Origin of the sequence: Alicyclobacillus vulcanalis (assembly GCF_900156755.1) — a bacterium.
Lineage (GTDB): Bacteria > Bacillota > Bacilli > Alicyclobacillales > Alicyclobacillaceae > Alicyclobacillus > Alicyclobacillus vulcanalis.
Window position 1 is genome coordinate 70593 of the sequence record NZ_FTOO01000009.1, and the last position, 13448, is coordinate 84040.

The window sequence follows — 13448 nt, forward strand, 5'->3', positions numbered from 1 at the left end:
ATTCCCTGGACGCGCGCATAGGCTAGTCTCAGCGAACAAGCTGTGCGACGTTGGGGGCGAGGTCTGTGCGCGTGACTCCTGGACTCATGAGGCGGCGGCTGGTCATGCTGCTGTTTGGGTTGTTTGCGGCCATCGGCGCGCTCATCGGGCGGCTGGTGTATGTGCAGGGATGGCAAGCGTCGTGGCTCTCGAACCTGGCGAAACAGTCGTGGGACCGCACGGTGCCTTTGTCCGGCATCCGGGGGAGTATCTTGGCGTCCAACGGGCAACCGCTGACGTACACCGCGAGTGCGCCGACCATTGTGGCTGTGCCGAGCCAGATCAAGGACAAGGCGGGGACGGCTGCTAAGCTGGCGCCGATTCTCCACATGAGCGCAGACAGCGTGCTGCGCCAGATCTCGCAGCGGGAACTGATGGTGTACATTCGCCCAGGCGGTCGCCAGATGTCCGAGGAGCAGGCCAATGCCATCCGCAAGCTGGAGCTGCCCGGTATCTATCTCACCGAGGACGGGAAGCGGGCTTATCCCTACGGCTCGCTCGCAGCTCAGGTGCTCGGCATCACGGGTTACGACAACGTCGGCCTGACAGGGCTCGAAAGGCAATACAACGCCGTGTTGAGCGGCAAAAAGGGCGGTATCACCTTCTACGCCAAGGCGAACGGCGAGCTCATCCCCGGAGAGGGCCAGTCGGTGGTCGAGCCGACCGACGGCGATGACATCAAGACCACGCTCAATCTGCAGATTCAGCAGTTCGTCGAACGCGAGATCGAGCAGGCCGTCGCCGAGTACCACCCAGATTCCGTGACCGCGATCGTCGAAAACCCAAAGACGGGTGCCATTCTCGCGATGGCCAACTATCCCACCTTTTCGCCCGCCGACTGGCGCTCAGCTGATCCGGCCACCTATAACCGCAATCTGGCGATTTGGCAGACGTTTGAGCCCGGATCGACGTTCAAGATTGTTACCCTGGCGGCTGCGCTGCAGGAGAACAAGGTGAATCTCAACGATCGGTTTTACGATCCCGGCTACTACGAGGTCGCGGGTCACCGCATTCGCTGCTGGAAAGCGGGTGGACATGGGTCCGAGTCGTTTCTGAACGTGGTGGAGAACTCCTGCAACCCGGGCTTCATCGCGCTTGGCGAGCGCCTGGGCAAGGACGCGCTGTTCTCCTACATCCGGGCGTTTGGCTTCGGTCAGAAGACCGGAATTGATCTTCCAGGGGAAGGCAACGGCATCCTGTTTAAGCCGAGCCAGGTGGGTCCGCTCGAGTTGGCCACGACGGCCTTCGGCCAAGGCGTCTCCGTCACGCCCATTCAACAGGTGATGGCCGTGGGGGCGGTGGCAAACGGCGGCAAGCTGATGAAGCCGTACCTCGTGTCGGAGATCATCGATCCCGACACGGGCCGAGTGGTCTCCGTGACCAAGCCCACGGTCGTCCGCCAGGTGATCTCACCCCAGGTCGCAGCCGAGGTGCGCGCCGCGCTCGAGAGCGTCGTGGCGAACGGAAGCGGGTCGAGGGCGTATCGCGACGGCTACCGGATCGCCGGGAAAACCGGCACGGCGCAGGTGGCGAAAAACGGGCGATACGAGCCTGGCCACTACATCGTCTCGTTCATCGGCATGGCACCAGCGAACGATCCGGCGCTCGTCTGCTACGTCGCGATCGACAATCCCCATCCGGAACATGGGGTCGTGTTTGGCGGTGTGATTGCGGCGCCGATTGTCGGCAACATTCTCGACGACGGGTTGCGGGAGCTCGGCGTGCCCCCGCAGACGCAGGGGCTGAAGAAGAAATACCGCTATCCCGAGGTGCCGCCCGTGACGGTGCCCAACTTTGTCGGACTGACGATGAAAGAGGCGCAGAACCTGGCGCTCGAGAACTCGGCTAATTTGCGCGTGCAGCTCGTCGGCCAGGGCGACGTGATTATCGCGCAGGCGCCGGCTGGCGGTGCGCAGGTGGAGCCGGGATCGACCATCCGCCTGTACCGGGGTCAAAAGGCGTCAGCGATTCACACGGTGGCCACCTTTGCACTCGGAGGTTGACATCGCGAGGCGACTGCCCTAGATTTGCGAATGGCACGCCGGAGGTTGGGAGGAAGGCGCCTTGAGATTGAGACAATTGTTTCAGCCTTTCATGAACTTTCAGGTGACGAATGCGGAGAACCCGGACGTGGTGAACATCACCACGGACTCTCGGGAGGTCGAGCCTGGCAGCCTGTTTGTGGCCATTCGGGGGCATACGGTGGACGGACACCGGTTTGTCGGCCAGGCTGTGGAGCGCGGCGCCGTGGCCGCGATGGTCGAAGAGCGCGTGGCAGACGTTCCAGAAGGCGTTCCGCAGGTCATTGTGCCTGACACGCGCCATTGGAGCGCTCTCATCGCGGACCGATTGTTTGGGCGACCCTCGCGCGAACTGCGCGTGATTGGCGTGACCGGGACCAACGGCAAGACGACCGTCACGCATATTGTGCGCCACCTGCTCGACGCGTCCGGCAAAAAGGCAGGGCTCATCGGCACGGTGGGCGCCAAGCTTGGATCGAATACTTGGCCGTTGCCCAACACCACGCCTGAGGCCGTGGAGATCCACCGCCTCCTGCGGCGGTTTGTGGACGAGGGTGCGACGCACGCCGTGATGGAGGTGTCGTCGCATGCCCTCGTCGAGCGCCGGGCGGCGGGCGTATCGTTTGCCTGCGCCGCGTTCACGAACTTGACACAGGACCACCTCGATTTTCACGGTACGATGGAACGGTATGCGGCTGCAAAGGCTCTCCTGTTCTCCCGCCTCGGCAACGGCATCGGGGACGATCCGTCGCGCGCCGTCCACGCCGTCATCAACGCGGACGATCCGTACGCACCCGTGATGGCCGAGGCGTCTGCGGCGCCCATCCTCACCTACGGCATCGATCGCGACGCGGACGTTCGGGCGCGCGAAGTGCAGCTGTCGGCCTCGGGCGCCCGCTTCGCCGTGCAGTCGCCCGCGGGGCTTTTGAACATCGAGACGCCCCTCATTGGCCGGTTCAACGTATACAACACCTTGGCGGCCGTGGCCATCGCGCTCGTGGAAGGGCTCGCGCCGGCCGACATCGAGCAGGCCATTCGCTCCTACCCGAGCGTGCCCGGCCGGATGGAGCGCGTCGACGAAGGGCAGCCGTTCTCCGTGTTTGTCGACTATGCGCACACCCCGGACGGCCTGGAGAACGTGCTCGCCGCCGTACGGGAGTTCGCGACGCAGCGGGTGTTGGTGGTCGTCGGCTGTGGGGGCGATCGCGACCGCACCAAGCGGCCGAAGATGGCCGAGGTGGCGGTTCGATGGTCGGATCTCGCCATCTTTACGAGCGACAACCCGCGCAGCGAGGATCCGCTTGCCATTTTGGCGGACATGCGGGCCGGCGTGTCGGAGCGCGATGCGCACAAGGTGTTCGAAGAAGTGGATCGCCGCCGGGCCATCGAGCTCGCCGTCGCGGAGGCGAAGCCCGGCGACGTGATCGTCATCGCAGGCAAGGGACACGAGGACTACCAGATCATCGGCGCAGAACGGCGCCACTTCGACGATCGCGAAGAAGCCCGCCGAGCGATACGCGCGCGGTTCGGGCGGGACTAGGGGGCGTTTCCGTTGGACATTCAGGCGCTGGCACTGACGGCGCTCGCGGCGTTTGTGATCGGCGTGCTCTTGGGGCCCATCGCTATTCCGCTCCTGCACCGCCTCAAGTTTGGCCAGTCGATCCGCGAGGAGGGGCCGAAGCACCATCAGAAGAAAGCGGGCACGCCGACGATGGGAGGGGTCATCATCCTCATCGCCGTCGTGCTGACGACGCTTCGCTTTGCGTTTGGGAGCCTCGACACGGTCATGATGCTCGTCGCCACCGTGGGCTTCGGCCTGATTGGCCTGGCAGACGATTGGATTAAAATCTGGAAGAAGCGAAACCTGGGGCTCACGGCCAAGCAAAAGGTGGTCTTGCAGGCGCTCCTCACGGTGATCCTGTTTGTGCTCTTATACCGAGAACAGGGCCAAGAGGCCTTGTCCGTGCACATTCCGTTCACTGACGATGCGATTCGGCTCGGATTTTTGTACATCCTGTTTCTAATGCTGGTTTTGGTTGGCACGACCAACGCGGTGAACCTGACGGACGGGCTCGACGGATTGTTGTCGGGATCGGCCATCATGGTGTTTGCGGCCTACGCGGTGTACGCGTACTGGCACACGAGCTATGACGTCGCCTTGTACTGCGCGGCGATGGTGGGTGCACTGGCGGCGTTCCTCGTCTTTAACCGGCATCCGGCGAAGGTCTTCATGGGCGATACCGGATCGCTTGCCATCGGCGGGGGCCTCGCGATGGCGGCCGTGTTGACCCACAGCGAACTCACGCTGATTCTGTTTGGCTTGGTGTTTGTGATCGAGGCCTTGTCCGTCATCATTCAGGTGTTTTCGTACCAGACGTTCGGGCGGCGCGTGTTTCGGATGAGTCCGCTCCACCATCACTTCGAGCTCAGCGGTTGGTCGGAGTGGGAGGTCGTCATGCTGTTTTGGCTCGCGTCGTTCATCTGCGCGTTTGGCACGCTCGCCGTGGTGTCGCACTGACTTTTGCTTCGAGGGGAGCCGGTCACCATGAACCGTGTCACGCCTGAATCGTGGCTGCAGTCGCCCGGGGATGTGCTTGTCGTCGGGCTGGGCAAGAGCGGGACCGCGGTCGCCTCACTGCTTGCGCGGCGCGGGTTCCGAGTCACGGCCACCGACGAACGCGCCATGGACGCGTCCGATCCGGCCGTGGCCTCGCTGGCGGCGCTCGGCGTCGAGCTCGTCCTCGGAGGCCACCCAGAGGCGCTTACTCGCCATGCGTGGCAGTTTGTCGCGAAGAGCCCGGGCATCCCGTATCATCAGCCGTTCGTCGCAGCGCTCGTCGCGCGCGGGCATGTGATCGCGACGGACGTCGAGATCGCTTCTTGGTTCGAAACGAGGCCCGTGTACGCCATCACGGGATCCAACGGAAAGACGACCACCACGACCTTGGTCGGAGAAATGCTGAAGGCTTCTGGCTTCAACCCCATCGTGGCGGGCAACATTGGCACCCCTGTGTGCGACGTGGTGGATAAGCCGGGGGACATGCTGGTGCTCGAGGTGTCGAGTTTCCAACTGGATGGCACGCACACGTTCCACCCCCGCGGCGCGGCGCTCCTCAACTTCTACCCGGCACATCTGGACTATCACGGCAGCTATGAGGCGTACCAGGCGGCCAAGTGGAAGCTGTTTGCCCATCAAACGCCGGAGGACGTCGCGGTGCTCAACTGGGACCAGGCGCTTGTCCGCGACAGGGCAGACAAGCTCGCGGCCCGCGTGCACGGGTTCAGCCTGGAAGGAGCCCCGTTCGAGGACGGCGTGGGCGTGATCGGCGAGATGCTTGTGGCCGTCCAGGGCGGCGAACAAGTGCCGATTCTTCCCGTGGATCACGTCGCGCTTCCCGGCCGGCACAACCTGCAGAATGCGGCAGCGGCGGCGGCGCTTGCGCTGGCAGCAGGCGCACAGGCGAGCGCCATCGCGCAGGTGTTGTCGACGTTCCACGGCGTCGAGCATCGGCTTGAATTCGTGCGCGAGGTGGCGGGCGTCCGCTACTACAACGATTCCAAGGCGACGAACCCGGATGCTGCGCGCCAGGCGCTTCGCTCGTTCGATCACGGCGTGGTGTGGATCGCGGGCGGGCTCGACCGCGGCATCTCGTTCGATCCGTTGCTTCCCGACGTCTCGGGCCGCGTGCGCGCGGCTGTGCTTTTGGGCGAGACGAAGGACAAACTGTGCGACCTGGTCCGCCGGGCGGGCGTGACGGAATGCGCATTTGTGTCGTCGATGGAAGAGGCGGTGCGCCGCGCGAGCGAGATGGCCAAGCCGGGGGACGTCGTCCTGCTGTCACCGGCGTGCGCGAGCTGGGATATGTTCCCTTCCTACGAGGTGCGGGGCAGCATGTTCAAAGACGCCGTGCATAGACTGTAACAGCGTGTCCAAAGGTCCGCCTTTGGGCCATACCGCGCCGCAACGCGCGGAAGGGAGGGAACGCGGTGTTTCCGTCTATGCCGGTGTCTCGGAACAGGTCGCCCGGCTCGTCGCCCGATTTCACGCTGATCGGCGTCATTCTGCTGCTCTTGGCATTCGGCGTGACGATGGTGCATAGCGCCTCGTCGGTCATCTCGTCGACGCGCTTTCAAGACCCATTCTACTTCTCCAAGCGCCAGCTGCTCTGGGCCTTGATCGGCGTCGGGCTCATGGTCTGGCTGTCGCGCGTGGACTACCACGTGTGGCGCAGGCACGCGCCCAAGATTGCGCTCGCCAGCTACGCGATGCTCGTCTTGGTGTTGGTCGTCGGCGTGAACCGAGGCGGTTCAAAGGCCTGGCTCGGCATTGGGTCACTCGGCATCCAGCCTTCGGAATTCGCCAAGCTCGGGCTCGTGATGTTTCTCGCGCACCTGCTCGCCGAGTCAAAGGATCGGATGCACTCGTTTTGGCGCGGATTCGTCCCGCCGATGGGGCTGGCTTTGGTCGCCGTGGGCCTCATCATGCTGGAGCCCGATCTCGGCCAGAGCGTCGTCATCATGGGGACGACACTCATCATGCTTTTCGTCGCGGGCACGCGCTGGTCGCATCTGGCGGCGCTCTTCGGCATGGGGCTCGTCGGGTTCGCAGGTCTCGTCGCGATGGCGCCCTACCGGATGGATCGCATCTACGCCTTCCTGGATCCGTGGAAATATCCGTTGGGCAAGGGATACCAGATCATCCAGTCGCTCTATGCGCTTGGCTCGGGCGGCATTCTGGGACTCGGGCTCGGCCACAGTCGCCAAAAATTTTTGTATCTCCCTGAACCGCAAACCGACTTCATCTTCTCCATCGTGGGCGAAGAGCTGGGACTCCTGGGGACCGCCTCGGTGCTGCTGTTGTTCGCGGTGCTTTTGTGGCGGGGCATTCGCACGGCGCTTTACGCGCCCGACGACTTCGGGACGCTTTTGGCCACGGGAATCACAGGGATGATTGCGGTTCAGGTCCTCATCAACATCGGCGTCGTGACGGGTTCGATTCCTGCGACGGGCATCACGCTTCCGTTCATCAGCTATGGAGGCTCTTCGCTGACCCTGTTGTTGAGCGGCGTCGGCATTCTGCTGAACATTTCAAAGCAGGCGGGGATGGTAGAATGAAGGTGTTGTTGACGGGTGGGGGCACGGGGGGGCACATTTTCCCCGCCCTTTCCCTTTGGCGCCATGTGTCGGCGCGCGTGCCAGGGTCACAATGTCTGTACGTGGGCACGGAGCGCGGGCTCGAAAGCCGGATCGTGCCTGAGGCCGGTCTGCCGTTTGTCTCGGTGGAGGCGGCAGGCCTTCGCCGCGAACTGTCGTTGGACGCCGTTCGCACGCTCTGGGTCACGTATCGGGGGTATCGCGCATCGCTTCGCCTGGTGCGCGAATTTCAACCCGACGTCGCAGTCGGGACGGGTGGCTTTGTCGCGCTGCCGGTGATCTACGCGGCGAGCAAACTCGGCGTGCCCACGGTCATCTGGGAGGGCAACGCGCGGCCCGGGCTGACGAATCAGGTGCTGATGCGCCGTGTGAATGCCGTGGCGGTCTGCTTTCCCGAGAGCGAAGCGATGTTTTCACGTGCGAGGCGAGTCGTGTTCACCGGCAACCCGCGCGCGAGCGAAGTGGTGCAGGTTTCCGCGGCGGACAAGCGTCGGGCGCTCGACACCTACCGAATTCTGCGCGGTCAACGCGTCATTCTCATCGTCTTTGGCAGCCGCGGTTCGGAGACCGCGAATCGGATCGTCGCCGAGCTTTTGCCGCGTTTCGCGGATCACCCCGACTGGCGCGTCTTGTTTGTGACCGGTGAGAACCACTTTGACGCCATCCGAGCGCAGCTCAGCGCCTTGCCGCGAAACGTCACGCTTCATCCGTTCATCTCGGACATGCCTGCACTCCTGCCGCACGTGGACGTGGTGGTGAGTCGGGCCGGATCGAGCACGCTCGCGGAGATCTGCGCGCTTGGACTGGCGTCCATCCTGGTGCCGAGCCCGTATGTCACGGCCAACCACCAGGAGGAAAATGCGATGCAACTCGCGCGGGCAGGGGCCGCGCGCGTGGTCAAGGAGGCCGAGCTGACGGCCGATAGGCTTTGGCGTGAACTCTCGGATTTGCTCAATGGCCCGCTGGATGACATCCGCGAGCGAGCCCGGAGCTTCGGCCGGCCGGACGCTGTGCAAAGGCTCGGCGATCTCGTCCTCGAGGTCGCGGGCGAGCGGCGCGCTTAGTCACTCACCCTTCGCCGATCTGGGCATATGATGCGGTTGCGGCGGTGCGGTAGGTGAACTCGTCAAAGCTGATGGAGGACTCGACATGCATGACGACTCGTTTGTGCAACGCCTCGCGGGCGAAGGCGTCAAGGTGATCCGCGGGGAGCCGATGAAGCGACACACCACGTGGCGCATCGGCGGACCTGCCGACTACTTTGTCGAACCAGATTCCGTCGACGCCCTTCGCGCGAGCGTGTCCGCCGCGCGCGATCACGGCCTGCCGATCACCGTCATTGGCCGAGGCTCCAACACGCTGGTCCTTGACGGCGGGATTCGCGGCCTGGTGATCAAGCTGCACGATGCGTTCGCGCACTACGAGGTCCATGAGGAGGAATGCGCCGTCTACGCCATGGCAGGCCGGTCCTACGTGGCGCTCGCCAATATCGCCATCCGCCATGGGTTGAGTGGGCTCGAGTTTGCGACGGGCATTCCCGGCTCTGTGGGGGGCGCGGTCATGATGAACGCGGGCGCCTACGGTCGGGAGACGTGCGAGGTGCTCGACTGGGCCGAAGTCATGGACGAGACCGGCGCCGTCACTCGCCTGTCAAACCGCGATCTCCACTTTGGATATCGGTACAGCGTCCTCAAAGACCGCTTCGGGATTGTGACCTGGGCGAAATTTCAGCTACGGCCAGGCCAGCGCGATGAGATGCGGAGCTTGGTCCGCCAGTGGTCGCAGCGCCGCATCGCGACCCAGCCGCTCAGCTTTCCCAACTGCGGATCTGTCTTTCGCAACCCAGAGGGAACACACGCGGCAAGGTTAATCGAAGAGGCAGGGTTAAAGGGCCTCGTGCGAGGCCAGGCGATGATCAGCGACAAGCATGCGAACTTCATCATCAACCTGGGCAATGCCTCGGCGAGCGACGTGCTGTGGCTCATCCGACACGCGCAGGCGGTCGTGAGGGAGCGATTTGGCATTCAGCTCGAGACCGAGGTGCGCGTTCTTGGCGAACCTTTGTGAGGAGGTGCGGACGATGGAATGTCTGCGCATTGAGGGCGGCGTGCCGCTTTCCGGAGAAGTGCGGATTGCGGGCGCGAAAAATGCCGCGCTTCCAGTCCTCGCCGCCACGGTCATGGTGGCAGGGCGTTCGGTCGTGAACCATGTTCCTGACCTCGAAGATGTACGCGTGATGCTCGATATTCTGCGAAGCCTCGGCGCGAAGGTGTCGTTTGCCGCTGGCACCGTGACCGTCGACGCTTCGACGCTTTCATCCACCCAGGTCCCTGCTCATCTCATGCAGAAGATGAGGTCCCCCATGTGTCGCAATCCGCTCTTTTCGGCGGCTTGACGCGACGGCGCTCGCACGTTCCTCTCTTCGCCGCTTCTATCCCTCCCCGCGCGTTCTCTCCCGTTCTCACGCGCCGCACCGTGGTATAATGGCGAGGTCCAGAGATTCACAGATGAGATTTTCGCTAGGAGCGAGGGCCATGTTGGAAGCGTGTATCATCGGTGCCGGCCCATGCGGCTTGGCGGTCTCCGTCGAGCTGAAGCGGCGCGGCATTTCCCATGTCGTGATCGAAAAGGCGTGTATCGTATCCACGATTTACCGATTTCCGACGCAGATGGTGTTCAACTCGACGCCCGAGCGGCTGGAGATAGGCGGCATCCCGTTTTACACCGAACGAGCCAAGCCGACGCGCATGGAGGCCCTGACGTACTACAGGACGGTCGTCGATCGGTTGCGTTTGCCGTTGCGCCAGTACGAGGAAGTCCTCTCCGTCGAACGGTTGGATAAAGACGGTGCGTTTTGCCTTGTGTCGCGCACACGCTCCGGGCGGATGCGCAAGACGGAGGCGAGGACCGTCATTGTGGCGACGGGTTACTTTGATCACCCCAACTTGCTCGGCGTGCCAGGGGAAGACCTTCCGCACGTCAGTCACTACTACCGCGATGCGCACCCGTACTATGGTCAGCGCGTGGTGGTCATCGGGGGGACGAATTCCGCAGCAGAGGCCGCCATTGACCTGCATCGGATCGGCGCCTCCGTCACGCTCGTGCACCGGGGTTCGGCCATGTCGGACAAGATCAAGCCGTGGGTCAAGCCCGACATCCAGAGCCTCATCGACAAGCGGGCCATCGACGTTTATTTCCAATCGCGCGTGACGGAAATCACGCCAGACGACGTGTCCGTCGACACGGCGGACGGGCCCTTGAAGATCCCCTGCGATCACGTCCTGGCCCTGACCGGTTATCACCCAGACACTTCGTTTCTCGAAAGAATGGGCGTCGAGATCGAGCGAGAAACGGGCATCCCCATGCACGACGAGTCGACGTTCGAGACCAACGTGCCGGGGCTGTTTGTCGCCGGCGTGGTCGTGTCCGGCTACGACGCAAACCGCATCTTCATCGAGAACGGCCGCCTGCAGGCGCCGCTCATTGCTGAGGCCATTGCGGCCCGTCAACAGGCGCGCGTGGGCTAAGCTCGTTCGGCAAGATGGTCAACCCGTCCCGCATATCGGTCTGTCGGGAGGGGATCGTCATGCGCATACGCGCCGTATACGTGTGGGACGAGGGGCGACAGGAACGGGTGCCGGCCGAGGACGTGGAGGCGCAGGTCGCAAATCGCCTGCTGGCCATCGCTCGGCCGCTCGTCGAGCGCGTGTTCGCCCACTGGGGCAGGCGGGTGAACGAGGAGTGAGCGAGCGACACTTGGCGCTCTACATCCGCGTCTCCACCGAAGAGCAGGCGGTTTCGGGTCACAGCCTGAGAGAGCAAGAGGAGCAGCTCGTGGCGTACGCACACACGCACGGATTTGATCGCTATGCGTTGTACTGTGACGACGGCTACTCCGGCAAATCGTTGCACCGCCCAGCGATGGATCGCCTGCGGTCCGACATTCGGGCGGGGAAGGTGTCGGGCGTGGTCACCACGCGCATCGACCGTCTGACGCGGAGCGTCGCCGACTTTGCGCGCCTGGTCGAAGAGATGAACCTCCACGGTGTGTTTTATCGGTCCACGAGGCAAAATTTCGAGATTTCCACGGCGATGGGCAGGCTCGTCGCGCAAATGCTTTCCGTCATCGCCGAGTTCGAGCGCGAGATGATCGCCGAGCGCGTGCATGAAAACCTGATGGCGCTGGCGATGCGGGGCGAGCTGGCGACCAAGCCCCCATTCGGATACTGCCTGGAAGGCGGCCGGTTGACGCCGAACCCGCGCGAGGCGCGCTGGGTGAGAGAGGGGGCGCGCCTGCTGCTCAGCGGAGCCAGCCCGCGCGACGTGGCCATGGAGTTCAACGCGCTTGGGGTTCGCACAAAGACCGGGAGGCTATGGACGGATCGCACGGTGCGAACGCTTTTCACCAACCCTGCGCTCGCGGGCATCGCCGTTTGGAATCGGCGGAAGACGCAGGGCGGCAGGCGGAGGGAGCGCCAGCCGTCCGAATGGGTGTGCGTGGAGGGGGCTCACGAGCCCATCCTCAGCCGAGACGACTTCGACGCGATTCGGCGACTTCTGGAGAGGCGCCGCGACTTGTCGCCGCGATCGCAGGGCTCGAAGCGCCCCCTCGCCGGGCTTTTGCGCTGCGGCTTCTGCGGGAGTGCCATGTACGCCGGCTGGCAGGTCAAGCGGCAAGCTGGCGAGCGCCAGAAAGTCCCCATTTATCGGTGCGGCCGCTACGTCACGGGCGGAGGGTGTACGCCGAACCAGGTGGATGCGGCCGAGATCGAGCGCCTCGTGGTCGAGGAAATCCTCCGCCGCGTTCGGCCTGATCTGGAGCAGGTCGCCTCTGCGTACCGAATGCACGCCGTCTCGGACGAATTGCGGCTCGCGAAGCGGAAGCGCCGGGTCGCGCTCACCCAGCTCAGCAGAATTGCGGAGGCGTTGGCGTCGGGCGTGATGTCCCAAGAGGCCTTTGCACAGGAGCAGCGCCGGCTTCTGGCGGTGCTCGAGGACTGCCGGGAAAGGGAGCAACGCGCTCGCGACTTCGCGAGGCCGGAAGTGTGGAGCGAGTGGGTGCGCGAGGTGTGCACGCGCCTGACGGATGACGTCGACCTGGAGCGCGCCTTGCTCCTCGCCGCCGTCCACGAGGTGCGCGTGTACCGGCCCAAGCGCTCGCGCGAAGTCGACGTCGATCTCGTCCTGCGCCTCGAGTGATGCGCCAGACGTCTATGGCGGATCATGGGGTCCTCCATCTTCCTGATGGGGCCCCTCATGGCGCGCTGCGGCGAAGTGACGGTCTCGAAGCCGGGCGGATGTGTCATTGGGCAGCGCCCGATTGACTTTCACCTGCGGGGGCTGAGGGCGCTCGGCGCGCGCATCGAGGAGTCGCACGGGCTGATTCGCTGCCATGCCAAGCGGCTGGTCGGCACGCACATCGTGCTCGACTTTCCGTCCGTCGGCGCCACGGAAAATCTGCTCATGGCCGCCACGCTGGCCGACGGCACGACGGTCATCGAAAACGCCGCGCGTGAGCCCGAGGTCGAGGATCTCGCGAACTTCCTCATCGCCTGTGGCGCGGACGTCCGCGGCGCGGGCACCGGGCGTATCGAGGTGCGTGGGCGATCCCGGCTGGCGGAGGCGTCCTACACCGTGATTCCCGACCGCATTGTGGCAGGCACGGTCATGGCGATGGTCGCCGCAGCCGGTGGCGAGGTGCGGCTCGTGGGCGCGCGCGCCGATCATCTGGGCGTCGTGCTGCAGAAGCTGCGCGACGCGGGTGTTCGCACCGAGGTCGACCATGATATAATCTCTGTTATCTGTGAGGAAACCCCATCCGCTGTCGACATTCGCACTGCGCCCTATCCAGGGTTTCCGACGGATCTTCAAGCGCCTTTCATGGCGTTTTTAACCATAGCCAAGGGCACGAGCATCGTCCAGGAGAGCGTATTTGAAGCTCGCTTCAAGCACGTGGATGAACTGGTGCGAATGGGCGCCAACGTATCGGTGGATTTGCGAACCGCCATCGTGCGCGGCGTGCCGCGATTGTCGGGGGCGCGCGTGGCCGCTGCCGATCTCCGCGGGGGCGCGGCGCTCGTCGTGGCTGGGGTCGCAGCGCACGGCGTCACAGAGGTCGAGGGATTGCGGCACATCGACCGCGGCTATGAAGACATGGCTTCCCTCCTTCGGGCGCTCGGCGCGCGCGTCGCGCGTGTGCAGGGCGCCGAGTGAAGGGGAGGCGCACAGGCGGCG

At 64.2% G+C, this 13448-nt stretch carries 12 protein-coding genes; all 12 read left to right on the top strand.

Annotated elements, in window-relative coordinates; all coding sequences use genetic code 11:
* The first annotated feature begins 65 nt into the window (after positions 1–65).
* The 12 genes from BW934_RS10825 (at position 66) to murA (ending at position 13427) form a co-directional block, all read left to right on the top strand.
* Positions 66–2042, top strand: coding sequence for a stage V sporulation protein D (locus tag BW934_RS10825; protein WP_456151138.1), 1977 nt, complete (start codon positions 66–68; stop codon positions 2040–2042).
* A gap of 61 nt (positions 2043–2103) precedes the next feature.
* A complete protein-coding gene (locus BW934_RS10830; RefSeq protein WP_076347990.1) occupies positions 2104–3600 on the top strand; it encodes a UDP-N-acetylmuramoyl-L-alanyl-D-glutamate--2,6-diaminopimelate ligase in 1497 nt (498 codons plus the stop codon).
* Between the two features lie 12 nt (positions 3601–3612).
* Entirely contained in the window at positions 3613–4578 is a 966-nt protein-coding gene (gene mraY / locus BW934_RS10835) for a phospho-N-acetylmuramoyl-pentapeptide-transferase (RefSeq protein WP_076347992.1), read from the top strand.
* A gap of 27 nt (positions 4579–4605) precedes the next feature.
* Positions 4606–5982 (top strand): UDP-N-acetylmuramoyl-L-alanine--D-glutamate ligase, encoded by a 1377-nt coding sequence (gene murD / locus BW934_RS10840; RefSeq protein ID WP_076347994.1) that lies wholly within the window; start codon positions 4606–4608, stop codon positions 5980–5982.
* Between the two features lie 77 nt (positions 5983–6059).
* On the top strand, positions 6060–7175 hold the full coding sequence (gene spoVE, locus BW934_RS10845; protein WP_076348146.1) for a stage V sporulation protein E: 1116 nt from the start codon (positions 6060–6062) through the stop codon (positions 7173–7175).
* Complete coding sequence (murG, locus tag BW934_RS10850; RefSeq protein ID WP_076347996.1) at positions 7172–8278, top strand: undecaprenyldiphospho-muramoylpentapeptide beta-N-acetylglucosaminyltransferase; 1107 nt, start codon at positions 7172–7174, stop codon at positions 8276–8278. The genes spoVE and murG overlap by 4 nt, the downstream gene beginning before the upstream one ends.
* 85 nt (positions 8279–8363) lie before the next feature.
* Positions 8364–9281, top strand: a complete 918-nt coding sequence (gene murB / locus BW934_RS10855; RefSeq protein ID WP_076347998.1) for a UDP-N-acetylmuramate dehydrogenase — start codon at positions 8364–8366, stop codon at positions 9279–9281.
* Between the two features lie 13 nt (positions 9282–9294).
* Positions 9295–9609 carry a UDP-N-acetylglucosamine 1-carboxyvinyltransferase gene (locus BW934_RS10860; protein ID WP_076348000.1) on the top strand — a complete coding sequence of 105 codons (315 nt, stop codon included), beginning with the start codon at positions 9295–9297 and terminating at the stop codon, positions 9607–9609.
* 139 nt (positions 9610–9748) lie between these two features.
* Positions 9749–10741: a YpdA family putative bacillithiol disulfide reductase gene (locus BW934_RS10865; protein ID WP_076348002.1), complete on the top strand. Its 993-nt coding sequence runs from the start codon at positions 9749–9751 to the stop codon at positions 10739–10741.
* A gap of 59 nt (positions 10742–10800) precedes the next feature.
* A complete protein-coding gene (locus BW934_RS15095) occupies positions 10801–10959 on the top strand; it encodes a hypothetical protein (protein WP_200805749.1) in 159 nt (52 codons plus the stop codon).
* Positions 10956–12413, top strand: a complete 1458-nt coding sequence (locus BW934_RS10870) for a recombinase family protein (RefSeq protein WP_076348004.1) — start codon at positions 10956–10958, stop codon at positions 12411–12413. The genes BW934_RS15095 and BW934_RS10870 overlap by 4 nt, the downstream gene beginning before the upstream one ends.
* A 57-nt stretch (positions 12414–12470) precedes the next feature.
* Complete coding sequence (murA, locus tag BW934_RS10875) at positions 12471–13427, top strand: UDP-N-acetylglucosamine 1-carboxyvinyltransferase (RefSeq protein WP_234969740.1); 957 nt, start codon at positions 12471–12473, stop codon at positions 13425–13427.
* Positions 13428–13448: the final 21 nt, after the last annotated feature.